This is a genomic window from Clostridium saccharobutylicum DSM 13864, assembly GCF_000473995.1.
Taxonomy (GTDB): domain Bacteria; phylum Bacillota; class Clostridia; order Clostridiales; family Clostridiaceae; genus Clostridium; species Clostridium saccharobutylicum.
Genome location: NC_022571.1, coordinates 1,785,425 through 1,810,315, shown reverse-complemented (window position 1 = coordinate 1,810,315; position 24,891 = coordinate 1,785,425). Strand labels below are relative to the sequence as shown.

23 protein-coding genes and 1 pseudogene are annotated in these 24,891 nt (G+C 28.0%); 1 reads left to right on the top strand and 23 read right to left on the bottom strand.

The genetic code is table 11. From position 1 onward, the window contains the following. Nucleotides 1–266 precede the first annotated feature (266 nt). The 7 genes from gltA to fliB form a co-directional block, all read right to left on the bottom strand. Nucleotides 267–1,658, bottom strand: coding sequence for an NADPH-dependent glutamate synthase (gene gltA, locus CLSA_RS07885; protein ID WP_022745041.1), 1,392 nt, complete (start codon nt 1,656–1,658; stop codon nt 267–269). A 2-nt stretch (nt 1,659–1,660) separates the two neighbouring features. Beyond that, nucleotides 1,661–2,551, bottom strand: coding sequence for a sulfide/dihydroorotate dehydrogenase-like FAD/NAD-binding protein (locus CLSA_RS07880; RefSeq protein WP_022745038.1), 891 nt, complete (start codon nt 2,549–2,551; stop codon nt 1,661–1,663). 179 nt (nt 2,552–2,730) lie between these two features. Further along, the gene (locus CLSA_RS07875) at nt 2,731–3,897 is read right to left on the bottom strand and encodes an iron-containing alcohol dehydrogenase (protein WP_022745035.1); all 1,167 of its coding nucleotides are present in this window, start codon (nt 3,895–3,897) and stop codon (nt 2,731–2,733) included. Between the two features lie 211 nt (nt 3,898–4,108). Then, entirely contained in the window at nt 4,109–6,019 is a 1,911-nt protein-coding gene (locus CLSA_RS07870; protein WP_041716510.1) for a sigma-54-dependent Fis family transcriptional regulator, read from the bottom strand. A gap of 682 nt (nt 6,020–6,701) precedes the next feature. Continuing rightward, nucleotides 6,702–6,857, bottom strand: coding sequence for a zinc-ribbon domain-containing protein (locus CLSA_RS07865; protein WP_022745029.1), 156 nt, complete (start codon nt 6,855–6,857; stop codon nt 6,702–6,704). Between the two features lie 732 nt (nt 6,858–7,589). Continuing rightward, on the bottom strand, nt 7,590–9,218 hold the full coding sequence (gene aspD / locus CLSA_RS07860; protein ID WP_041716509.1) for an aspartate 4-decarboxylase: 1,629 nt from the start codon (nt 9,216–9,218) through the stop codon (nt 7,590–7,592). Between the two features lie 607 nt (nt 9,219–9,825). Continuing rightward, a complete protein-coding gene (gene fliB / locus CLSA_RS07855) occupies nt 9,826–10,965 on the bottom strand; it encodes a flagellin lysine-N-methylase (protein WP_022745023.1) in 1,140 nt (379 codons plus the stop codon). A gap of 1,036 nt (nt 10,966–12,001) precedes the next feature. Between fliB and CLSA_RS23070 the strand changes: the two genes are divergently transcribed. Continuing rightward, the gene (locus CLSA_RS23070; RefSeq protein ID WP_155738370.1) at nt 12,002–12,175 is read left to right on the top strand and encodes a hypothetical protein; all 174 of its coding nucleotides are present in this window, start codon (nt 12,002–12,004) and stop codon (nt 12,173–12,175) included. 786 nt (nt 12,176–12,961) lie between these two features. Here CLSA_RS23070 and CLSA_RS23835 read toward each other — a convergent pair. From CLSA_RS23835 to CLSA_RS07790, 16 genes and pseudogenes are all read right to left on the bottom strand, one after another. Beyond that, the gene (locus CLSA_RS23835) at nt 12,962–13,210 is read right to left on the bottom strand and encodes a Rossmann-fold NAD(P)-binding domain-containing protein (RefSeq protein WP_236903309.1); all 249 of its coding nucleotides are present in this window, start codon (nt 13,208–13,210) and stop codon (nt 12,962–12,964) included. Nucleotides 13,211–13,303: 93 nt separating this feature from the next. Then, nucleotides 13,304–13,765, bottom strand: a complete 462-nt coding sequence (locus CLSA_RS23830) for an SDR family NAD(P)-dependent oxidoreductase (RefSeq protein ID WP_236903307.1) — start codon at nt 13,763–13,765, stop codon at nt 13,304–13,306. A 65-nt stretch (nt 13,766–13,830) separates the two neighbouring features. Continuing rightward, on the bottom strand, nt 13,831–14,271 hold the full coding sequence (locus tag CLSA_RS07845; protein ID WP_236903368.1) for a Crp/Fnr family transcriptional regulator: 441 nt from the start codon (nt 14,269–14,271) through the stop codon (nt 13,831–13,833). Further along, nucleotides 14,268–14,429, bottom strand: coding sequence for a hypothetical protein (locus CLSA_RS23825; protein ID WP_236903305.1), 162 nt, complete (start codon nt 14,427–14,429; stop codon nt 14,268–14,270). The genes CLSA_RS07845 and CLSA_RS23825 overlap by 4 nt, the downstream gene beginning before the upstream one ends. A 136-nt stretch (nt 14,430–14,565) precedes the next feature. Beyond that, complete coding sequence (locus tag CLSA_RS07840; RefSeq protein WP_041716176.1) at nt 14,566–15,048, bottom strand: GNAT family N-acetyltransferase; 483 nt, start codon at nt 15,046–15,048, stop codon at nt 14,566–14,568. A 45-nt stretch (nt 15,049–15,093) separates the two neighbouring features. Further along, nucleotides 15,094–15,504, bottom strand: a complete 411-nt coding sequence (locus tag CLSA_RS07835; RefSeq protein WP_022745009.1) for a peptide deformylase — start codon at nt 15,502–15,504, stop codon at nt 15,094–15,096. Between the two features lie 385 nt (nt 15,505–15,889). Continuing rightward, nucleotides 15,890–16,318 carry a GNAT family N-acetyltransferase gene (locus CLSA_RS07830; RefSeq protein WP_022745006.1) on the bottom strand — a complete coding sequence of 143 codons (429 nt, stop codon included), beginning with the start codon at nt 16,316–16,318 and terminating at the stop codon, nt 15,890–15,892. Nucleotides 16,319–16,529: 211 nt separating this feature from the next. Beyond that, nucleotides 16,530–16,685: a zinc-ribbon domain-containing protein gene (locus tag CLSA_RS07825; protein ID WP_009169078.1), complete on the bottom strand. Its 156-nt coding sequence runs from the start codon at nt 16,683–16,685 to the stop codon at nt 16,530–16,532. A 155-nt stretch (nt 16,686–16,840) separates the two neighbouring features. After that, nucleotides 16,841–16,984 (bottom strand): annotated as a pseudogene (locus tag CLSA_RS23820) (VOC family protein); the annotation flags it as partial. Nucleotides 16,985–17,239: 255 nt separating this feature from the next. After that, complete coding sequence (locus tag CLSA_RS07820) at nt 17,240–18,403, bottom strand: alpha/beta fold hydrolase (protein WP_022745001.1); 1,164 nt, start codon at nt 18,401–18,403, stop codon at nt 17,240–17,242. Nucleotides 18,404–18,788: 385 nt separating this feature from the next. Further along, nucleotides 18,789–19,556 (bottom strand): helix-turn-helix domain-containing protein, encoded by a 768-nt coding sequence (locus tag CLSA_RS07815; RefSeq protein WP_022744998.1) that lies wholly within the window; start codon nt 19,554–19,556, stop codon nt 18,789–18,791. 331 nt (nt 19,557–19,887) lie between these two features. Further along, on the bottom strand, nt 19,888–20,883 hold the full coding sequence (locus CLSA_RS07810) for a hypothetical protein (RefSeq protein WP_022744994.1): 996 nt from the start codon (nt 20,881–20,883) through the stop codon (nt 19,888–19,890). A gap of 459 nt (nt 20,884–21,342) precedes the next feature. Further along, nucleotides 21,343–21,789 (bottom strand): hypothetical protein, encoded by a 447-nt coding sequence (locus CLSA_RS07805; RefSeq protein ID WP_022744991.1) that lies wholly within the window; start codon nt 21,787–21,789, stop codon nt 21,343–21,345. A gap of 96 nt (nt 21,790–21,885) precedes the next feature. After that, the gene (locus tag CLSA_RS07800; protein WP_022744987.1) at nt 21,886–22,266 is read right to left on the bottom strand and encodes a hypothetical protein; all 381 of its coding nucleotides are present in this window, start codon (nt 22,264–22,266) and stop codon (nt 21,886–21,888) included. Nucleotides 22,267–22,314: 48 nt separating this feature from the next. Then, the gene (locus CLSA_RS07795) at nt 22,315–22,983 is read right to left on the bottom strand and encodes a hypothetical protein (protein ID WP_022744984.1); all 669 of its coding nucleotides are present in this window, start codon (nt 22,981–22,983) and stop codon (nt 22,315–22,317) included. Nucleotides 22,984–23,052: 69 nt separating this feature from the next. Next, on the bottom strand, nt 23,053–24,831 hold the full coding sequence (locus CLSA_RS07790) for a hypothetical protein (RefSeq protein ID WP_022744983.1): 1,779 nt from the start codon (nt 24,829–24,831) through the stop codon (nt 23,053–23,055). Between the last annotated feature and the right edge of the window lie 60 nt (nt 24,832–24,891).

The following is a 24,891-nucleotide window of genomic DNA, read 5'->3' as shown; positions in this document are numbered from 1 at the left end:
AGTTAACAATCTATCTGTACTATAGCGGTCGCAATAAGAATAGAACTTATGTTAATCCCAGCCGAAATTAGATACATATTTCTCTGTTTGTAATATATTAAATTCTCAATGAGGAAACCTATATGTTCTTAATTTTGGGCAAAAATCTTGCGATTGATAAAATATTTAGGTACATTTTCAGCTTCATAAGTTAAGACAGTTTTATAAAAAAATAAAGAGCACTCTTTTGTGAAATGTCACAAAAGAGTGCTCTTTATTTTTATTTCTTATTTATTATTTAAATATTCATCTATAGCGCTAGCAGCTTTCTTTCCTGCTCCCATTGCTAGGATAACAGTAGCAGCTCCTGTAACTGCATCTCCACCAGCATAAACGCCTTCTTTAGTAGTTAATCCATTTTCATCTGCAACTAAGCATTTCCACTTATTAACTTCTAAGCCTTCAGTTGTTGAAGATATTAATGGGTTTGGTGATGTACCAAGTGACATTATTACTGTATCAACATCTAGAACAAATTCTGAATTTTCTTTAACCATAGGCTTTCTTCTACCTGAAGCATCTGGTTCTCCAAGTTCCATTTTAACGCACTTCATTCCCTTAACCCATCCATTTTCATCTGTTAAGATTTCTGTTGGATTTGTTAAAACGTCAAATATTACGCCTTCTTCTTTAGCGTGATGTACTTCTTCAGCTCTTGCTGGTAATTCATCTTGACCTCTTCTGTAAACTATATGAGCTTCTGCTCCAAGTCTTAATGCAGTTCTTGCAGCATCCATAGCTACGTTACCTCCACCAACTATAGCAACTTTCTTTCCTGCTTTAACTGGTGTATGATAATCATCTTTAAATGCTTTCATTAAGTTTACTCTTGTTAAGAATTCGTTAGCTGAGAATACTCCGTTTGCATTTTCTCCTTCAATTCCCATGAATTTTGGAAGACCTGCTCCTGATCCTATAAATACAGCATCAAATTTTTCATCTTCTATTAATTCATCTATAGTTATTGTTCTTCCTATAATAACGTTAGTTTCGATTTTTACGCCTAATTTCTTTATGTTTTCAATTTCAGCTTTAACAACATCTTCTTTAGGTAATCTGAATTCAGGTATTCCGTAAACTAAAACTCCGCCTGCTTCATGTAAAGCTTCAAATATAGTTACATCATAACCTTTTTTAGCTAAATCTCCTGCACAAGTTAATCCTGCTGGACCACTTCCTATAACAGCTACTTTCTTGCCATTTGCTGAATCAGTTGCTGCTAAATCTACATTATTCTTTCTTGCCCAGTCAGCTGTAAATTTTTCTAATTTACCTATAGCTACTGCTTCACCTTTTATTCCAAGTACACAATTACCTTCACATTGGCTTTCTTGTGGACATACTCTACCACAAACTGCTGGTAATGCACTATATTTTGCTATTTCTTTAGCAGCACCTTCAAAATCTCCTTCTTTAGCTTTGCTAATAAATCCTGGAATGTTAATTGATACTGGACATCCTTCAACACACTTAGGATTCTTACAATTTAAACATCTATTAGCTTCTTTTACAGCATTTTGTTCGTCATATCCTAAACAAACTTCTTTAAAGTTTTTAGCTCTTACTTCTGGAGCTTGTTCAGTAACAGGTGTTCTTTTCATTCTATCTTGCATATTCATTACTACTTGTCCCCCTTGCATCCACAACCACCGTGGTTATGAGTGTTACCTTCTTCTAATTTTAATTGTGCTCTTCCTTCTTCTGATTTGTACATTGTTTGTCTTCTCATTGATTCGTCAAAATCAACTAAATGTCCATCAAATTCTGGTCCATCAACACATGCAAACTTAACTTCGTTACCAACAGTTACTCTACAAGCACCACACATACCTGTACCATCAACCATTATTGGATTTAAGCTTACTGTAGTTGGGATTTCTAATTCTTTAGTTAACATAGCCATAAACTTCATCATGATCATAGGTCCAATTACAACTGCATGATCATATTTTCTACCTTGATTTTTAACTAAGTCAGTTAAACAATCAGTAACTCTACCATTAAATCCATATGATCCATCATCAGTAGCAACATAAAGGTTTCCTGCTACAGCTTTCATTTCTTCTTCTAATATTAATAATTCTTTGTTTCTGCTACCTACTATAACATCACATTGAATTCCATTTTCATGCATCCATTTAACCTGTGGATATACTGGTGCTGCACCTACTCCACCAGCTATGAAAATTATGTTTTGTTTCTTTAAGTCTTCTACATTTTCAAGAACAAATTCACTTGGTTGTCCTAATGGTCCAACAAAATCACAAACATAATCTCCTTCATTAAAAGTAGCTAATTGTTGAGTTCCAGCTCCAACTGTTTGGAATACTATAGTTACTGTTCCTCTTTCTTTATCATAATCTGCTATTGTTAAAGGTATTCTTTCACCTTTTTCATCATTCTTTATTATTATAAATTGACCTGGTTTTGCAGATTTTGCAACTCTTGGTGCTTCTATATCCATTAAGAATATATTACCTGTAAGTTCTCTTTTACTAACTATTTTGTACATCCTTAGTACCTCCTGTATTTTTCATATTAATTTTTTGTATTTTAAATTACTTTTATTTTTCATTTTTTACACATTATACCTAATTGTCATTTTACTAACAAAAGCTCTCTAAAGCGAGAGCTAGTGTGTATTGAACAATATTATAAATACTAATATATATTAAGTCAATTACTTTTTATTTAGAAGTTAACCTTAGTTCCATAGTATGTGCATTCTAATAATTTTTCCATTGTAGCATCATCTATTTCTCTAGGACTTGATCCTGTACATGCATCTAAAACTGCATTCTTAGCAATAAATGAAACTTCTGCCTTAAATTCAGCTTCGTCAACTCCATATTCTTTCATTGAGTGAGGAATATTTAATTGATCATTGAATTTATTGATTACTTCAATTAAAGAATCAGTTAATTCTGCATCTGTGTTTCCTTCTAATTTTAATGTTCTAGCTATATCAGCATATCTGTCTTCACATTTTACTCTATTATATTCAATTACATATGGTAAAAATATTGCATTAGCACATCCGTGAGGTATATGGAATACAGCTCCTACTTTATGAGCCATTGAATGAACTATTCCAAGTAAAGCATTTGAGAATGACATTCCTGCTAAACATTGAGCTTCGTGCATTAAGTCTCTAGCTTCTTTATCACCTTCATATGATTTAACTAAACTTTCTTGTACCATTTCAATTGCTTTAAGAGCTAATGGATCTGAAAAGTTTGATCTTAATGACGCAGTATACGCTTCTATTGCATGAGTTAATGCGTCCATTCCAGTATGTGCAACTAATTTAGCTGGCATAGTTTGAGCTAATGCTGGATCAACTATAGCTATATCTGGAGTTATATTAAAATCAGCTAATGGATATTTTATTTTTTCTGTATAATTTGTTATTACTGAGAAAGCTGTAACTTCTGTAGCAGTACCACTTGTTGATGGAATAGCTACAAATTTAGCCTTTTGTCTAAGATCTGGTAATCCAAATGGAACAACTGCTTGTTCAAAAGTGAAATCTGGGTATTCATAGAATATCCACATTGCTTTTGCAGCATCTATTGGTGATCCTCCACCCATTGCAACTATCCAATCTGGGTTGAAGTTTCTCATTGCCTCTGCACCCTTCATTACTGTTTCTACTGATGGATCTGGCTCTACACCTTCAAACAATTCTACTTCCATTCCTGCTTCTTTTAAATAATCTTCAACTTGCTTAAGAAAACCAAATCTTTTCATTGACCCACCGCCAACTACTACGAAAGCTCTCTTACCTTTTAAAGTTTTAAGTGCTTCTAATGCTCCTTCTCCATGATATAGATCTCTTGGTAACGTAAAACGTGCCATAAATAATTCCTCCTAAAAATCTAGTCGTGTTCTGTTTATTTTTTAACAAATATATTATATAGCAATTTCCGTGCCAAGTTGTTATTGTTTTATCAATCTTTCTATTTAAGCCACTTTTTGATAAATGTTTTTTTCTTATAAAACAAAACAATGTACTAAAACAAGACACTTATTATAAAATACACGTCCTATTTTAGGACACTGTCCTATTTTAGTACATTTCTATTTGATATTTTTTTATTTTTAAATATAATGTATTTCTGCTAATTCCTAGTGCTTTAGCTACTTTTGTCATATTATTATTATAATATTTTATAGCTTCTTCAATAGTTTTCATCTCCAATTCTTGTAAATTGAAATTATCTTTGTTAACTTCTTCACTTTTATCACTGATATTTCCTATAATTTCTTCAATTATCACTTGATTTTTTTTGTCATCCTCTTCTTCCCATAAATCAAATGATAAATTTCCATCTAAATTAACTATATTTTCTATATAATTTTCTAACTGTCTTATATTTCCTGGCCAACTATACGATAATAAACTATTATACAAATCTTCTTTAATCTCCAGCATATGTTTATTTAACTTAAAAGATTTCACTCTCAAAAAATATTCTATAAGATTTTCTAAATCACCTTTTCTTTCCCTTAATGGCGGCAATGTTATTGGAATTACACATAATCTATAATATAAATCTTCTCTAAAGTTTCCCTTTTTAATTTCTTTTTTTAAGTTCTTATTCGTAGCTGCAATCACCCTCACATCTACATTAATTTCTTTACTGCCTCCAAGCCTTGTTACTCTGCCTTCTTGAAGTACTCTTAATAAGTTAACCTGCATATCCAGTGGCATTTCTCCAATTTCATCTAAAAACAAAGTTCCACCATTTGCAATTTCAAACTTTCCTGGCTTTCCACCTTTTTTCCCCCCAGTAAAAGTCCCATCTTCATATCCAAATAATTCACTTTCAATCATATTATCTGGTATTGCTCCGCAATTTATTGCTACAAATTTGTTTCTTCTTCTTAAGCTGTAATTATGCATAGCTTGTGCTAAAACTTCTTTTCCCGTTCCACTTTCCCCTTGAATTAGTACCGTGGAAGGGCTATTAGAAATAATCTTACAATTGGTTATAACATTAATAATTGCAGCACTTTCACCTATGATATCATTAAATGTCAAAAAAGCACCTGTTGTATCTTTCACATCTACTTCTTCTTTTTCATTACTCATTGTTACAACCATTCCAATTGTTTTTTCTTTATGTTTAATTCCCTTAAAAACTAATTTAGTCTTATATGTACTTGTATGTTTAAGTTTGACTTCTTTAATAATAGTGCTTTTATTTTCATCTAATTTAGGTAATATATTTTCTAAATTAGGAAGAATATAATTTATATGTTCTTTTAATAAAGCATCTTTATCCTTATTAAATATTTCTGCTCCAAACTTATTAATATTAACTATTTTCCCTTCCTTATCAACAATTATAATACCCTTATCTAAATTTTCTATAACACTCTCCATATAGTTATAAGTTTGTGTTAATATATCATTTATCTTTTTCTTATCCAATTCATTTTCAATTGCCTTAACCCCAAAGACTACCAGTCCAAGTGTATGTGGATGTTTCATACTACTTCTACAAGTTAAATTTAACGTTCCTATAATATCTCCACCAGTATTATGAATAGGTGCTGCTGAACAAGTTAATCCCTTAAACCCTTCAATATAATGTTCGCTAGCTGTTATTTGAACACATTTATCTTCATTAATTGCAGTTCCCATAGCATTGGTTCCTATATTTCTCTCATCCATGTAAGCTCCAACTTTAATATTTATACAGTCTAACTTATCATTACTACACTCTGTTTCTTTCATGTATAAAATGCATCCATTATTATCTGTTAACACCATAATAAAGTCATCATCCATTACTGCAGAAAAAACCATATCAATATATATTTCAGATACTTCTATCAATTCTTTGTTTATAATTAATATTTTCTCTAGTTCTTCCCCCAAAAGAATTTTCTTTGAATAATTTGATTTTTTCTCAATTCCATAACCTTCACTTCTCTTATGTGAATTTTCAATTAATATTTTCCTATTTTCCATAAGACATCCCCATTCTTTTTTAGCTTTAGTTACTGTTAAACCGCTTGTACACTGATCAATTTTATTTATTTTGTACATAATATATTTTCTATTTTTAATTATCCATACTTTATTTTACCATTAATTTTATAATAATAGTAAATTAGGTACAAACAAAAAAATAACAATTCCATCTGTCAAACCTATTTTTCATCATGACATTTTGGACTTGTTATTTTCTTTCATGTATCTAATATAAAAACCTAAAATAGAAATATATTTTAAATAAATTTCTACTTTAGGTTAAAATATTTACAAACTCTAATTTTTATCAGCATTTAATCGAAATTTTTATTTGCCTAAATAATGCTTTCTAAATATAAACAAACGAATATCTGTATTGTAATGTTAATAATAATATATTAATTATTATTGCTTTGGAAAGCAGCTTTCAGGGATTAACTACTTAGGAACCCACACCTTATTAAAACTTTTATAAAAATAAAGTGTTTTAAATATCTATCATTTCTATCACCTATTTTACACTCTTTGTATTCTTAAATAATATAATCAAGAAAATCTGCTTCGCAGACTATGTGTTTCTGACACTTCAAAAATCATCCACAAATTTCAATTCATTATAATTTCGTAAAGAATAAAAAAGAGTTATAAGAAAACCTTATAACTCTTAAAACAACCAAAACTATCTTCTGTTATTTTGTTGTTTTCTAGCTCTTCTACAATCTGGACATCTTACAGGTTCGTTATCGAATCCTTTTTCTTTGTAGAATTCTTGTTCTCCAGTTGTGAAAACAAATTCTTTTCCACAATCTTTACATACTAAAGTCTTATCTTCCATATTAAAATTCCTCCTTCTAAAATCAAAGATTAATATCGATCAATATAATTCTCTAAAAGGAGAAATGCACATCTCTATATAAAAACCTTCTTTATTACAAGGTTTATTATAACAGCTTTTATTTTAAATAGCAACCTTTTTTTATTATATTTATTTAATCCTTTAAAATTTTAAATTTATGAATGATTAAATTATTAAAAAAATTTGTAAGATAATTCTTAATATAATACATCATAAATGTTATTTTAAACATTCATAAATTTATTGTATTATACACTATATTTCATCTAAAGTATACATGTATATATTACCATAATTAATTAGATTACCCAAAATATACTTACAGCTACAAAAATCCATTAAAATATAGAGATTAATTTTTCTTTTAGGCATATAAATTAATCTTAATATCAATCTTTTTATATATCTTTTTAATTAATGACATAATTATTTTCTTTCCTTTTCTGATTTTCTTGCATAAAATCAATACTGTTTTTTCTCATAACAGCTATTCATATTTAAAAGAAAGAATTTAATTATAATATCACACTAGTATTTTATTCAATAAAACAATTATAATACCATGAAATTAATAGTAAAAATGAAAAATTTCCTTGTCTAAAAATTGAAACTCAACTCTAAATTTACTTTAAGTATTTTCATTACATTCAACATAAACAATTAAATGTAATAAACTAAATTCTTTCTATATGTATTATACAATCTTTATTATTAATTTAATTGTTTCCACGACTCAACATATTCTTCTAATATTTTGTGAAGCGCTTCTCCAATTTTTGAATAAGCATCATCCTTTAGATTTGCTAAAGATATTCTAATAGACCATTCAGGTCCTTGGAATCCACCGCCACTTAACAATACAATAGAAGATTCCTCTGCTAATCTATATAAAATATCTACAGGTTTATATTGTTTTTGTAAATACTCACCAAATTCTTTTCCATAATAACAAGTAGCCCATTCTAGCAAATCAAATTCTGTATAATATGCGGCATCATATGGATCTTTTCTTAGATCTAAACCTAACCCATCAAATAAAAGCTTTTGTCTTCGTCTACAAATTTCCTTTGTTTGATTCTTATATTTATTTTCCTTATCAAGCAAAGCAAAAGCACAAAAGAAAGCCATTTGAACCTGCTGAGGTGTTGATAATCCTGCAGTATGATTTAACGCAACTTGTCGACTATCTGCTACTATTCTATCTATGAATGATATTTCATCAGGACTAGTAGAAAGTGCTCCATAACGCTGCCTCAACTCAACTTTTTTATCTTCTTGTAGTTCTTTTAATAATTTATCAAAAACATTTTTTTCATAAAGCACAATTGTTCCTAAACGCCAGCCAGTTACTCCAAAATATTTTGAAAATGAATAAACTCCTATTGTGTTATAAGGCAAATCAGCCATAAGTGATCGAAAATTATTTACAAAAGTACTATATACATCATCTGAAATAATCATTAAATCAGGGTTATCATTTTGTACTATATCCACTAATTTTTGAACGCATTCAGGCTTCATTGCAACAGAAGGAGGATTACTAGGATTAACAACAAACAATGCTTTTATACTTGAATCCTTAAGCTTGTTAATCTCACTTTCAGGATATTGCCAAGTATGTGTTCCATCTTCTGTTAACTCTGCTGCATTAATATGTACAACCTCAAAGTTATAACGAGGTAGATGTGGTATTTCAAGATAAGGGGTAAAAACAGGAACCATTAGTGCTATTTTATCCCCTCTTGCTAATAATTCATTAGCTATTAAACTATCAAATACATAACACATTGCTGCTGTAGCTCCTTCAACAGCAAAAATATTAAATCTACCTACCGGTGGCTTGTTATAACATAATTCTTGAACAAGATATTCATGGACAATTCTTTCAATATGAGTAAGCATCCTATCAGGTACAGGATAATTATCTCCAATAATCGCATCAGTAAGTTCAAATACCCACTTGTCAGGATCAAAACCTTCACGTTTAATTCCATAATCAATTATATCTTTTATAAGTGTTACTCCTGGCATCTCTTTATGACTTTCTAAATAATCATAGAGCCTTTCTGCAATACCATCTTTTCTTGGCATACCAGCTAAATCACCATCATTCCACGTTCTCCTTGTTTCCTCTACCGCAAAAATACCAAAGGCAAAAAAAGCTTCTCTTGGTGTTGCTGCAGTCCAATTTGGATTCCCCCTTCCTGCGTCTAGTAATGTATGAGCACTCTTTACCCTCTGACCTTCTGCAAGTTTAATCAATTTATCTTTAAATTCAAAAGGACTTATCTTACCATAAATATTTTCTATTTCTTCACGTTGAACATTACGAATATCAATAAATAACATCTCCTTATCTTAAATAATTTATATAAAACAATATTTATAATCTCAAAACGCATTCAAATAAATAACAATTCCAGTTGTATTGCACTTGTTATTTATTTTCACGTGATTTACGTCATTTTTAACTATAAATCCTATAGTATATATTGTTAGATAAGTTTTAATAATTTATTCTTATTCAATAATATTCAAAGAAATAGTTTAACTTATGGATAAATAACTTAAATTTAAAATTCTGTGGTAACTTACAAAAAGAAATGGTGTTCTTTTTATTTCGGTTATTAGATAAAATGATTGTGGATTTCTAATATCAAAAGTTGTTTCTATTCCTGCATGCTTCTTAAGCAAGTTAAGTACATTCAAGAATAAGATAATTTTTGATGAAGAAATCCTACAATCATTTTATCAATGTAACGCTCAACAAAAGGACACCATTTCTTTCTAATACAGTTTAGAATATATTTTTAATTATGAATCTAATTAATAGTTTGTTTATATGTAGATATCCAAACTATTAATCATACTTATGCCATAGTTAACCAAAATTCGATACAGCCTATTTTATACACAAATTATGAAATAACTGACTACTTAATAATATTTATTTTTCTAGCAACTCATTAAAAACTTTATTATGCTCTATGTCTTTACTTAAAGATTGAATAACTCTTATAATGTACATTTCTGTTATTTCTTCTTCAGAGTTAATTGCAATTCCTATTATATATGCTTTTATTATCCTATAGCTATTAATAAGTACATTAATACTTTTTATAAAACTTTCTCCTTTATTAAAAGGAATTAAGTCCTTAAAAATTTGATTTACTAAATAATTTTCAAAAACATAAGAATAACATTCTAATTGGCTGAAATACTTAGATTTTTCTATATGATCACATAAATCAATTTGATTTAAAATTCCTTGTTTATATTCATTTACACATGCTTGTAATCTTAAACTTCTTATATTTTTCACAAGTTTGTCTTCTACAATACTCATATAAAATTCATCATTTTCCTTAAATGCTGACCCTTTTAAAGTATCATAGTCTACTAATCCATCATTGAATTCCTCTAAAAGTTCTTCTATACAGTCAAAGTCATTAGATTTATGTGCACTTTCAATTTGTTCATAGAAACTTCTAAGGATGTTAAGTCTCTCTTCTATAGTATAGTTTCTATCTTGAATGATATTTATTGAAATCACTCTTATATCCCAGAAATATTGAAGAAGACTGTCTGTTCCTTCAAAAGCCTCACTATCTATAATTCTTCTTATTTCAGTATTTTTTTCATCAAGTTCACATTCACGCTCAACAAATTCCATTTTCTCCTTATTTAAAAATGCTCTAATACATATTTCCTCACAAGAAGGCAATCCACTTTTTTCATATACATTATCTACAATATTAAAAACTCTAGGATAACTCTTGCAAGTTATGCATAGGTTCTCTTCTCCAACTCCTCCATGTATATCACAAAGCATATTTGAATTTAAAAACGGACATCTGTTTTCATCTTTTAGTATCATAAACCCATGATTAAAGAAATCATGTTCATCTTTATTTTCTAAAAACTTTCCATCTAATAATTTTTTCATTTCTCCAGTACTATTAATGTACTTGTTATATGTATCTTCATCTATATTTATATCCCATCCTGCACAACAAGTATCAGTGCAGCTTGAGCTTACACATTTAAACTCCTCCATATATTTAGGTAAAAAAACATTAACTTTCATAATTAACTCCAATCTCTTTAATGATAATTCAACTCTAACTTATGCATGTAATTTACCGAAAGAAGTGATACTATTTTGCTCGATTGCTAGATAGTATCGCTTATTTCTAGTGTTTAAGGCACATAAAAAAATAATAAGTCTATTAAATGACCTAGTCTCATCATTCTACATAGACAAATTCTCCTAATAGGTCAACTATGAAGGTAATTCGTCTCCTTGCCTGATGAAAAATATCCAAACTCATTATTTATTTTCATGTGCCTAAATATATTTCAAATTTTAAATTTAATCTATAGTTTATTTATATATACGACGCTCATATGATAGCATAACATATTTATGAATTAAAATCCTAATTATTCACATTTTACATACTAAGTCACAACAATTCATTAACAATATATGCCACAATAGATAATCTAAATTATAGTTTATTTTATCATTAATTTCACAATAATCATAAAAAGCCTGGAGTAAAAATTTATTTTTAATATAATTTCTACTTCAGGCTAAAATATTAATGATTCATGTTTTTAGGCAAATGTACTTGTTATTTTTTGATTGTGCCTTAATATTAATCTTTTTTATGTGTCTTTTTACTATGTTTAACCCCACAGTTATTTGCTTTCTTTTCTTTTTCTTGTTGACTTGCACAAGAACAATCCTTTTTTTCACTCATAGCATTTTTACCTCCTAAATTAAGATTTTATTATGCACATGAAAATAGATAATAACTCCAAAACTGCCATGACTATTTTTCATTAGACAAGGGAGTAAAATACCATCATAGCGGGCCTATTATATCATTTTACCGATGAGCAGAGAGCCCAAATCTATGATTTGGTGTGAATCGCTTACTCAGTGAGCGTATGCGAGTCGAGCTTCCTCTATGGAAAATAGGCTGGCAGATGGGCTTATTATTTTTTTGATTGTGCCTTATTATATGCCACTACTATTTTCTTCACTATGTAAATTATAATACTATGAAATTAATAGTAAAAAATACAGTTAGTACGTTGAAATTTAAAGTTGTGTAGTGACTAACCCAAAGAAATGTTGCTGTTTTGTTTCGGTTACTAGCGAAAAAGACTATGAATTTCTAACAACAGAAGTTGTTCCATTCCTGCATGTTCCTCAGACAAGCTGGAGGACAAGCAAAAATGTTATAACTTCTAATGAAGAAATATCTACAGCACAATTATCAATTTAACACTCCGAAAAAGAAGATAGCTCCTTTCTAGTTTAGATATACTTCAAAATTTGAATTTATTTTTATAATCTGTATCTATAACTAATTGCACAATCAAAATGTGCCTGAAATTATATTTTTTATTTATTGTACTATTATGAATAACATAAACTTTTTCCGTGAATAATAAAAAATAAGGCACATGAAAATAAATAACAAGTCCAATTTGCCATGGATATTTTTTTATCAGGCAAGGAGACAAAGTGCCATCATAGCAGGCCTATTATGGTATTTTGCCGATGAGCAGGGAACCCAAATCTATGATTTGGTGTGAATCGCTTACTCAGTGAGCGAATGCAAGTCGAGCTTCCTCTGATAGAAAATAGACTAACAAATGGACTTGTTATTTATTTGATTGTGCCTAAAGTAAGGTGGTGATAATTAAATGGGTGCTTCTCAATATAACAAGAATAAAAATAATAAGAGTAATGTTGACCAAAATGAAAATAAAAATAATAGAAATAAAGGTAATAATAAAGTTAGCAGCGTAAATCAAGGTTAGTTTTTTCTTAATATAAACACTTAGTACTTCTATACCATGACAGGAAATTTAATCATATCAAAATAAATAACAGGTCCAATTTACCCAAGCAACATGATAAAAAACATGCTGGCAGATTGACTTGTTATTTATTTGAATGTGCCTTAACACCCCTAATGTTTTTATATTCATTGCAGCATTAGGGGTGTTTTATATAGATGATTATGTATTGCGTTATAACTTCATAGGATATGAATAATTTATATCTATTTACGTTTTTTCATAATATATTCTCTTAGAAAATCTGGTAAATGTGCAACTATGTTATACGTGAATGGAACCGCAACTTTATAACGAGCATTAAGCCTTTTTTTCAAAATTATATTAGCAATTGTTTCTGCTGCTTCTTTAGAACTTGTTAAATTTTGCTTTTTTCTATATCTAGAATCAAATTCATAAAATCTTGAATAATACGAATTTGAATTGCTCATAAGATCATTTGAGTTCGCAGCCATAGTTTTTAAAAAATTAGTTTTTATTGGTCCAGGTTCAATAACGGTTGTTTGAATATTACATTTATGTAATTCTAAACGTAATGTATCACTTAATTATTCAACTGCAAATTTCGATGCACAATATGCTCCATTAATCGCTCGAACAAATTTTCCAGAAATCGAGCCGATATTTATAATCTTACCAGCTCCTTTCTTACGCATTATAGGAACAACATCTTGAATCATATTAATTATGCCAAACACATTCACATCAAACATATTTTTTGCACTCTCTACATTAATCTCTTCCAAAGCTCCTCTAATTGAGTAACCTGCATTATTTACCAGGATATCAATTCTTTGAAATCTCGATATAACTTCATTTATTGCATGCGAAATAGATTCTTTTTTAGTAACATCTAACGACAACTTTAATGATACAGGCAAATCTTTCAAGTTTTCCACATTTCTAGCTGTTGCAACTACTATATATCCTCTATCAGATAAAATCTTACATAGTTCTCGTCCAATCCCTGTAGAACATCCTGTAATTAAAATAACTGTTTCATTTTTCATTATAAATCATCCTCCATTCATAAAACTTATCTAAATAATAAGTCACTTAGAGGTTGATTGCATTATCATTTGTTAATATTGGATTTTTTTCTTATTCTGCTAAGTGATACAGGGGTTATTCCTAAATATGAAGCAATATGACATTGCTTAAGACGCTTTTCCAACTCTGGATATGAATTAATAAATTGCTTATAGCGTTCCGTGCTATCTAATAATTTAAAACTACTTGCATGTTCTTCTTTTATAACAAGAACATTATCAATCATTTTTTTATAAAATAAAAGTAATTGATAATTTCCTTCAACTATTTTCTCAAAGTCAGAAATCTTAGCTACAAAAATTTCACTATCTTCTAATGCTTGTATATAATACATAGATTCATTTTTACATAGATGTGCCAAATAAGAAAATAATACTCCACCCTCCTCATAAAAGTATTTTGTTATGTCATTACCTGTTTTATCAATATAATAAGAACGAAAAACCCCATTAACAACAAGCCCTATTTCAGTAGATTTTTCACCTTCTTGTAAAAAGAATGTGTCTTTTTTAACAACTTTGGCTTAAAAATATTCTGCAATAAAGCTATATTTTCATTATCAAGAGAAATCGCCTTGCTTTTTAAAAGTTTCATCCATAAACCATCATATACATTCTTATTCACCTAAAAACCTCATTTCTTTGGTGGGATTGAAACATATTCATTAGTATTTTCTACTTCTTGGCTATTAGTGAGTTATTTGGCTACAACTAAGAATCAAACAAATATTTATAGTTATATCTACTTAATGTCTATCACATTAAAAAGTCAAGCGCATATCATACCAAACTACTCCTCCGTGTGTTGATTCTGAAACACCTTCATTTTTAAAGCCAAATTTCGCATAATAATGCAACAGTTTTTCTTTGCAAGTAAGCACTAATCCCTTGCGTCCTTGCTTTTTGGCATCATAAATTACTTTATTGATTATTTTTTCTGCACAACCTTTTCTACGATATTCAGGTATAGTGTTTACACCGAAAATCATTTGCCACTCACCATTTTCGTTATGTAAATTAGCATCTTTAAACATCTCATCACTTAATATTGATTCATTTGTCACCATTCCATTTACAAAACCAACTAGTTTTCCCTCATCCTCTAAAAGCCAGAAATGATTAGGATATACAGTTAATCTCTTTTTAAAATCACTTTCTGAAGCAGCTTCTGCTGCTGGAAAGCATCTTGATTCAACAGCAGTAATCGCTTGTAAATCTTCAATGGTTGCATTTCTTATATTCATGTACATTAACTCCCTTTACTGATAAATACTGTTTTAATTATTCAATTAGATTATTATACCTTCAAAATGATCCATTTCATGCTGAATTATTTGTGCTGTAAATCCATTAAACACTTGCTTTTGCTTCTTAAAATTTCTATCAAGATACTCCACCTCTATCATTTCATATCTCTTTGTTTTTCTAAAGCCAATTAAAGATAAACAACTCTCTTCTGTTTCATAAAGCTTTTCCTTCTTTAATATAACTGGATTTATCATAGGCACAATAAGGTTGCCTACAGCAAATACCAATATACGTTTTTTTACTCCAATCATATTACCAGCCAATCCAACACAATGCTCTAGGTTTGCTCTTAATGTATCTATTAAATCATCAATTACTACTATATCATTTTTAGTTGCCTCTTCTGATTTTTGTCCTAAAAACAATATATCTTTTACAATTGGTTTTATCATAATTTATACCTCTTTTTCAGTTATATTCTTTATAAAAAATAAGATATGATTTTAAAATATATCTCATAACCTAACTTTATTAAATAAATTTGCTTGACTATATCCTTTCCTATAATAACTATAAGTTCTTCACTTAATACACATCATTAACTCAAAAAAATTATAACATAAACCAATGACACTTTTAATATCATTGGCTTATGTTTTAATATTTAATCATATTCTATTTATTTTGGTTGTCCATGTATACATTTCACCGTTAATTATCCTAAACCTTATTTAGTATTTAAGTATCTTTTATCTAGTTGCATCAAATTACCATTATAAACACAACATATTCCAATTTACTTCTTAATTTTATCCTTAAATCCTCCATCAAAATAAATTAATTACCTAAATTAAGTTCGTTAGGAATTACAACCCACCCTATAGAATTGAAATTTGCATCCATTTCATGATTGTTGCTTTTCGTAAATATGAAACCTGTTTTAATTCCAACTTCTTTTAATTTTAATAAAGAACGATCCAACATCCTTTTTTCAATTTCATTAACTCTATATTCATTATATATAGCAATATGATATATATATCCTCTAACGCCATCGCTTCCGCATAATAGAGCCCCTATTACTTTCCCATCATCTGTACACGCTACAGAACTAGCATCTGGATTTTTCTTCAAATATGTTATTAAATCACTTTTTGTAACAGAACTTTCTAAAAATAATGTTGTACCAAAAATATCATTCCATAAATTTAGTACTTGCTCTATATCTGACTCTTTCATAGCTTGAATTACTATTTTATCACTCATTTGCCACACCTCACCCAATCTAATTTACAAGTAATAATCACCATTATTCTATAATCCTATATTAACACTGTATTATTTAATTTACAGTTACAAGATATTCTTTATACCATTGTTTATTTTATCATCTATTTTTTATATGCTTTAATATTTTCAGATTATATGCTAAAAAAGAGTTATAAGAAAAATCTTATAACTCTTAAAATAACCATAACTATCTTCTATTATTTTGTTGTTTTCTAGCTCTTCTACAATCAGGACATCTTACTGGTTCATTATCAAATCCTTTTTCTTTGTAGAATTCTTGTTCTCCAGTTGTGAAAACAAATTCATTTCCACAGTCTTTACATACTAAAGTCTTATCTTCCATATTTAATTCCTCCTTTTAAATTAAAGATTAATATCGATCCATATAATTCTCTAAAAGGAGAAATGCATACTATCTATAAAAAACCTTTTTTATTACAATATTTATTATAACAGCATTTCTTTTAATTATCAAGCTTTTATTTTTATTAATATTTATATTTTTCTCATTTCATTATAATCACGCCAAAAATCATCAGTTTCTAAGAAAAGAAAAACTCTTCCTCCTGCTTGGTTTCCTATAAAAGCCTCTTGTTCAAGCTAAGATGCTCTTGCAAGTAATATTGTTTTTCCCCCTATTCCATTAAAATTAATACGCTGATTAACATACAGATAAATTACTATTTATATTGTTCAATCTTAAATTGTAATTTAGCGATACTTACGATAATATAAGTAGCTCTCACTTATAATATTAGATTGTATGTGTCCAATTGTAGTTGTTATACTGTCTTACTTGCTCTGTTGAAATATATATTTGAAAATTAGTTTTCTCAAATGCTTCTGTCAAATTACATATAACTTTCTTTAAAGAAATTGTCCCAGTACCCATATATGCTATAATTTAATTAATTTAATCCAATTAATCATAGTATCAAGTACTAACTTTGTATTTCCCATATTACAATGATTTGAAGCACATTCCTTATCTGTAAAAAGACGAAATGTAAGAGAATGTACATTATTTAAAGCATCTAATTCCTCCTTAAACAATTTATAATCAATAAAGTGATCTTTATTTGCCCCAATTACTAATACATCTTGATCTATTAAATGTCCAACATTTATCATTTGAAATTTCTTAAGTTTTATTACATACTCATAAGGTGATTTTGCATTATAAGCATACATTCCATGTTTGATTCCCCAATCTATTGTAAAATCTTTTTTAGCTTTCTTTCTAAAAGCAAAATTTAATATAAATGATAAATGAAGCTTAATTAAAATTTTTATTGCTATTTTAAATGATGGTGGAATCATACCTAATAAAACAGAATAAAAGCTTGGAAAGACTGACCATGCAATAACTCTTTTAATTCTCTTTTCATAAGCAGCAGCTCTTGGCGCTAACATTCCGCCAAGGGATGCTCCTATAATTGTGACATTATCTAATTTAAAATAATCCAATATAACTGTGACAGGCTTTTCCCATTGATAATTAAAATGTTTTCCTTGAATTCTCATGACGCTACCTTGTCCAGGCCCTTCAAAAAGATATACATCAAAACCATGCTCTGAAAAATAAAGCATTGGAAAAAATAACTCTTCCATGTATGAATCATTTCCTCCATGAAGCAAAATAATATCCTTCCTCTCACCTACTGCTTTTGCATATAATACTGGAAGATTTACATTATCATATGGGACTTCATATCGTTTTACAGTTCCATCTTCAAAATAATCCTTATAATAATCATAAAATATATCTGTTGCCAATTTATAATACTTAACCTTATCCTCATCTCCGTCATACATAAAAAATTCACTCATTCTATAATAAGCAATAGCTTCTTTTATTCTTCCTTCATTTTTTGCCATATTGCCTATTCTAATAAGCTCTCCCTTCCATGTTTCACTATCATTAATTTTACTAGCAATGCTCTCAATATCTTCAACATCACCATCATTCCACATTATTATACGATTTAATTGATAATTAATATTAGGTTGCTTATTTAATTTAAATAAGCCCTTTTTAAAGGTAATTTTAACTTTCTTCATTTTATCTTCTCTCCTAACATAAAACATGCAAAAAAGCATAATAAGCAAGTATACTTTTTTCACTGTTTCCAATATAAAAAGACATAGTCATCTACTGCATTTGACTATGCCTTTATTATAATAATGTTATAAAAATAAAACTTCTAAATAAACGCTAAGGCACATTCAAAAAAATAACAAATCCATCTGCCAAGCCTATTTTGCATCAAAGGAAACTCGACTCACATACGCTCACTGAGTAAGCGATTCACACCAAATCATAGATTTGGGTTCTCTGCTCATCAGCAAATTCCTCTAATAGCCCACTATGAGACAAATCCACTTCTTTGCCTGAATCAAAATAATCAGGGCATTTTGGACTTGTTATTTTCTTTCATGTGCCTAATTATATTTGCATTATCCTTGCGCATTTTTTTATTTCATTCGCACTAATTCCAAGCAGACGCTTGTTGGTTGTTGCAAAATGCGAAGAGCTATTAAATCCTGCTTGTATTGATGCTTCTGTGATACTCTTTCCTTCTAGTATATATTGATATGCTTTTACAATTTTCATCATTACTAAAAAGCTATTAAGTGGTATACTCGTTTGTTCTTTAAATAAATGAGAAAATCTACTTTGCGATAAAAATACCATTTCAGCTAATTCTTCTATTACACCTTCATTAATTTCTTTTCTATTCCAAAGTGATAACAATGCTTCTTTAATTCTATCATCATCAATATACAATCTTGTAACATCTAATTTAATTATTTCTAAGATTTTTTTATGTGTTTTTAGATAAATATCTTTTATATTCTTGAGTTCATTTAAGTTTAACATGCTTTCATTCCAGATTTTTTTAATTTTCTGTACTTTACTTAAATTGATAACTTTATATTTAGATTTTTTCAAATACGTTTCCTCAATTTTTTTTGCTACATCTGTAGTTTCATCAAATAAATATACTAAGACTGTTCCCTTACTTTCAATAGTATGAAATACATTTGATGAAAGCATTATGCCTTCACATTCCACCTTTTGACCTTCTATAATACAATTCATTTTTCCATTTAAACTAATAAATATATGCTTTGCCCAATGCTTGTGCACTTGTGGATCACTATAATCAGCATATAATAGAATATGATCTATAGCACAAAAAATATCTGTCATTAATTTCACCTATCTATCTTATCATTCTTACATTATTTATAAGTTTAATATAATGCAAATAAATATTCTTCTTTTATTTCACTATTTTCAAGTTTAATTGCTTTTCAGTATGCTTTTTATGGTTAAATCATTTTCCTAGTTATATGAATAATAGAAATTTGTATTCTATTTATGATAGTTCATCGTATCAATAGCAATTGATAACACTTATAACTTACTCTACGAAATTGGAATTTGTTGTTATTTACCTTTAATATCAAACAATTTATTAACAAAATTTTTACATTGTAAAATAAAACCATTTTAAATATAAGTGTTAGTCTAATTTATTTCATAAATTCCCCAATTCAAGTAATTTTGTTGTTGTTACTGTTTTATATTGTTGATCTAATTTGTAGTATTGTATTCTATCAATCCAGTAATTTTCTCCAATCACAATATCACAATATGGAACAGCTACACGCAAAAAAGCTAAATCAAAAAAATCGTGTTTGTGTACTTTTTTGCACTGATTAGAGAACAATTCATATACTAATCTATTGTGTATATTAAATCCTGGCAATGATTCCAACAATTTAATGGTTTTTTCTTTATTTTGAGTATTACAATCAAAAATCAATTTAATTTTATGTTTATCTGCTGGAGATAATCCACTAATTATTTTTCCATATTCCTCAAAGAAAGTTTTAATTAAGTATGCAGGATATACATGTTTTTCTTTATATTCATCTAATTTCTTTATTTGTTCCTTCCAAATCATAAAACTCTTACGTGCTATCTCAAAACAATTATAATAAAAATCTTCATCTTCATTCAAAGGAGAACATTGTCCACAAATACATTCGAATATTTCTTTGTCACAAGAATGTTTAACTATAAAGTCTTTAACAAACTTGATTTTTTCATTTGAAATATCTGTATCTCCATTAATTTTAACAATAGCGTCAGTAGTTGACAGCCCAATGATTTTAACTAAATCATTGGAAATTATTTTATTCTGTATCTGTTTGTAGTCAACCATGCCATTACTAACCCAGTAATTAAATTCTATAATATTTGCAGTTGTATAATCAGATATTGAACAGCCCTTTGATAAAGAGTACATTAAGTTTAATAAGTTTTTTCTTGATTCTTCGTCTTTCCTTTTCATACTTTCGGCAATATGAATAATTGATAGTGGGAACGCCCAAATATTAGATTCTACATTACACTTCATCTCTTTGTATAAAGTTTCATACTTGCTTTCCTTATTTTTTATTCCTTTTGCTAATTCTATCCATTTGTTTTGGTCAAGATAAATATATATAGGCATATTAGTATTGTTCATAAAAACATCCTCTCAAATTCAAATTTATACACTTCATTGGTTATATTTTCTTCATAATTTAATAATAAATTAACAACTCGATAAATTACAATTTATCTTTCAGTTAATCCTAGCATATTTTACAAATATCGTACTGTCCAATTATTAAAGAACAATTTTTATTTGCCGTCCCCAATCCCAGCTTCGTATTATTAGCCTAATGAGAATGTGCATAATATGGAGTTGATTTATATTAAGCCATAATAATTATGATAATATATTTAGTTTCTTTCCAACTATATCAATTAATTATACTCTTCACTATTATGATCATATCCTGCTTCTAACCATCTAATTTGATCATAATTATACCCCATCATATATGGAATTACGTAGTTAAGTACCAATATTTAAACCTTCCATCTATATTAGTATCATAATTGAAATTCCTTATTAAAAAAATGTCTGAATTTTCCGATTCTACATTTTTTTAGGTACATAACTTAATACCTCGTTAATGTCTATGTTATCACAACAGATAATTAGTTTATCTATTCCAAAGTATCTTTCATCAAAGTAATATTTTTTAATTGCTTCAAAAGTAAATTTACTTAACGCATCTTTTGATTTACTATTTAGTGTTTCATGAATTTTGCAATTATTATAACTACAAATCCAGTCATATATAGAAAAATCATTTATAATACAAGGATCATTTTTATCTTTAATAATATAAAAACCATACTTTTCAAAATTACTTGAAGCTATATTGCTAAAGCAGGTAGTTATTAATGATTCAAGATTCAAATTTTTAAGATTTATTTGTGCAAAGTTATACTCATTGTATTTTTCAAGTATTGTATCAAATAAATATCTATAATCTATAATAACAATATTATGTTGCTCATAAATATTGTTATCCATCATATATATAAATTCATCAATCCCATTATATTCAACATCTAAAGCTCTTAAATCACAATCATATTCTACTTCTATATCATCAACATCATCTATAGTAAATTATCCTACGTAATCTTCTGTTGGACTAAAATGTTCCTTTGTACATATAATATTGTATAATTTTACATCTTCATTTATGTCATCAATAAACTCTTTCAATATTTCATAGTAATATGAAAATGCAAATGCGTATTTAGTATTATCTTCGTTTCTTTTCAGCCATATTTTTAAAAAAGTATTATATGGCCATTTATTAATTTTGTTTACAATTATACTGCTGCTGGACTTATTATATAATATGACATAGTCTGAGAAACTTTCTACCAATGATTTATATATGCTTTTTTGTAAGTATTTATTTTCTACAATCTCTCCATATTCGCTTATATCATTAGAATAACACCTAAAGATTCTATTATAATCAGAGTATGAAAACACCATGCTAATCTTTCATTAATTGACACAGTTCTAAAACTACTAAGACTATCATCATAAATATAATAAATCTCTACACCACTTAATTTCATTTTCAATATATAATCCAAAAAATAACCCATCCGCTCCATTTTCTATTAGATTATCACTCAATGATAAAGTTTGTATATATGCTAACACATCTACTAAATGTTCTTTTGCATCAAAATCATAATTTCTTCTCAGTGATAAATCGTCCCTATTTAGTTCAATTAACTTATTTGGACTGTTTATATAATAACTTATGTTTTTTGAAAAATATTCCTTATCTTTTCCTGAGCCGATGTCAACAAAATCATTAATTTCTTTTACTTTTAGTCCATTAAAATGGTATATGCAATTTTTCTCTTCACAGCTAATAATAATAAGTTCAAAATCACTATTTTCATTTGATTCTTCCAATTTTTTTAATGATTTTTCTATACTATTAAATTCAATATTGATTGAAAAAGAGTTGATTGCTTCTTTAGCATTCTTTACAATTCCAGAAAAAGCAATTGCTATTTTGTCATTAACTTTTACTATTTTTATTTTTGATTCTTTTACTGAATGATTATCATAAATGCCAAAGCGCTCTCCAAATGAACCAATATCATATTCAGATTCCTTCTTTTCATTAGATATCGCAGTATCTGAAATTAAAAATACTTTACCTTCTTTTTTCCATGCTGCACAATATGTCATATATTGCTCCCCATATTTATAAATCAATATTCCCCATTCACATTATATGTAATTCTATATTGTATGATATTAATCTTCGTCTATCTTCTGCTTACAATAACCGCAGAAAAAATCATCACCATCTTCACTTTCATTATATAACTCTCCACATATACCGCACTCTTTTAAATTATTATCCTCACCACAGTTAATGCATTTTCCATATGGATATACATCGTCATCTATACTAATATATTCGCAACCACAATTCCAACAAGCCAAATCCGCAACTGGTAAGTTTCCGCCATCTTTTAAAATTGAATATCTTGAATCATCAATCTCTTTTTTTAAAGTATTCATTTCATTTTCAACATACTCAATTAAATTTGCACTCAAATCATCTAACACTTCAATGTTAATCATAGAATCCCTTTCTGGCATATAACAAGATTGTTCTGCATCATAGATAACTTCTCCATTTGTATATTCAATTTCAGCTTTCATAAAAATATTATCTTTACATTTAATATTTATAAGCAATTTGCTTGTTTCACCTTCTCCTTCTGTTATATCAATCTTTCCATAAACACAAAGTGTATCTTCTTTATTGACATTATTACAAATTTTAAATACTTCAACTTCTTTATCTTGTACTTTTATATTTATAAACTCAGTTAATAGTACCTCTGCACTAAAGTAAAATTTATCATGTATAATTGAATAAAATTTTTCTAATACATCTCCTAAGTATTCAAATATTTCCTTTTCTGTTCTTATATCAACCCCTGTATCTGATTTCTTTAATGATAAAATAAATTCATTTTCATCTCTTTCCTGTTCATCAATAGTTCCTAACGTCTCTAAATATTCCTTTGACATTTCAATATCATTAGTTTTAGTTATCGCACTTTCTATAATTTCACGCATTCTTGTTATATTGTCCTCAATTTTTTTGCTTGCATAAAAATCTACTAATTTATTATGTGCTATATGATTTCTATTTTTTATGAAATCAGTAATTATAGTCTCAACATCACTAGGAAAAAGATTTTTAAAAAAATCTTCCCAAAGATTATACTTTTTATTATATAACTCCCTCAAAATCTGTAGAACAGATCCATTTTTATCATTATCAAATAATTTTAGCTTAATATCACTTTTCTTTTGTATTAGTTCATTTAACTCTACATTCTGGTCATAGATTATAGTTTTCATTATCTCAAATAAAGTATCTGTAGTTATTGATATTAATGAATCATCAACATTTTTAAAATTATCTACTGTTCTTTTAAAATCTAAAGATCTTAATTTATATTGTTTATTCACTTTATGAAATTCTGGCATATGAATCCAATCTACTCCTAATACTTTTATCAAAACATTATTAACAAGTTCCCTAATCAAGTTTTCAACAAAATATATTTTATTGTATAATTGAGATGCAAGTGCTTCAGATTGCTCATCTATTAACCAAATGCATCTATTCCAATCTTTTATTAATAGACTTTTTAGTCCAAATTTTAATTTTTCTAAATTATTTTCTAGATTATACATTTCATTATAATCAATTGTTACTGTTAATTGATTACAATGTTCGAATGAATCAACTGTAAAAAACATGTTATACAAGTTGTCTCGAATTACAACCTCATATGCTTCATTAGCAATCCTTTCTAAGCAACCCTTATACTTATACTTTGTAATTATTCCCGTACTAATTAAATCATTAATTATGCTATCATAATATGAAACAGCAACATACTCTTCAGTCGTAACTCTAGTCTCTTCTCCTAAAAAATTATTACTGCTATATTTTTCTTTATAAATTTTTGAAATATCTTTTACATTAATAAATGAAAATTTTATCATTTTCTCTCTCCTTCTATTATTAGAATATCTACACTTTTTAGGTACATATAACATATAAAT

Coding starts and splice junctions, on each gene's coding strand:
- CLSA_RS23830 (WP_236903307.1), bottom strand. CDS start 13,765: ATGAAAAATGAAACAGTTATTTTAATTACAGGATGTTCTACAGGGATT.
- CLSA_RS07830 (WP_022745006.1), bottom strand. CDS start 16,318: ATGAGTGATAAAATAGTAATTCAAGCTATGAAAGAGTCAGATATAGAG.
- CLSA_RS07865 (WP_022745029.1), bottom strand. CDS start 6,857: ATGGAAGATAAGACTTTAGTATGTAAAGATTGTGGAAAAGAATTTGTT.
- CLSA_RS07805 (WP_022744991.1), bottom strand. CDS start 21,789: ATGATGGATAACAATATTTATGAGCAACATAATATTGTTATTATAGAT.
- fliB (WP_022745023.1), bottom strand. CDS start 10,965: ATGAAAGTTAATGTTTTTTTACCTAAATATATGGAGGAGTTTAAATGT.
- CLSA_RS23835 (WP_236903309.1), bottom strand. CDS start 13,210: ATGGCTGCGAACTCAAATGATCTTATGAGCAATTCAAATTCGTATTAT.
- CLSA_RS07800 (WP_022744987.1), bottom strand. CDS start 22,266: ATGGTGTTTTCATACTCTGATTATAATAGAATCTTTAGGTGTTATTCT.
- gltA (WP_022745041.1), bottom strand. CDS start 1,658: ATGAATATGCAAGATAGAATGAAAAGAACACCTGTTACTGAACAAGCT.
- CLSA_RS07795 (WP_022744984.1), bottom strand. CDS start 22,983: ATGACATATTGTGCAGCATGGAAAAAAGAAGGTAAAGTATTTTTAATT.
- CLSA_RS07820 (WP_022745001.1), bottom strand. CDS start 18,403: ATGAAGAAAGTTAAAATTACCTTTAAAAAGGGCTTATTTAAATTAAAT.
- CLSA_RS07815 (WP_022744998.1), bottom strand. CDS start 19,556: ATGACAGATATTTTTTGTGCTATAGATCATATTCTATTATATGCTGAT.
- CLSA_RS07835 (WP_022745009.1), bottom strand. CDS start 15,504: ATGATAAAACCAATTGTAAAAGATATATTGTTTTTAGGACAAAAATCA.
- CLSA_RS07790 (WP_022744983.1), bottom strand. CDS start 24,831: ATGATAAAATTTTCATTTATTAATGTAAAAGATATTTCAAAAATTTAT.
- CLSA_RS07870 (WP_041716510.1), bottom strand. CDS start 6,019: ATGGAAAATAGGAAAATATTAATTGAAAATTCACATAAGAGAAGTGAA.
- CLSA_RS07840 (WP_041716176.1), bottom strand. CDS start 15,048: ATGAATATAAGAAATGCAACCATTGAAGATTTACAAGCGATTACTGCT.
- CLSA_RS07880 (WP_022745038.1), bottom strand. CDS start 2,551: ATGTACAAAATAGTTAGTAAAAGAGAACTTACAGGTAATATATTCTTA.
- CLSA_RS07810 (WP_022744994.1), bottom strand. CDS start 20,883: ATGAACAATACTAATATGCCTATATATATTTATCTTGACCAAAACAAA.
- CLSA_RS07875 (WP_022745035.1), bottom strand. CDS start 3,897: ATGGCACGTTTTACGTTACCAAGAGATCTATATCATGGAGAAGGAGCA.
- CLSA_RS07825 (WP_009169078.1), bottom strand. CDS start 16,685: ATGGAAGATAAGACTTTAGTATGTAAAGACTGTGGAAATGAATTTGTT.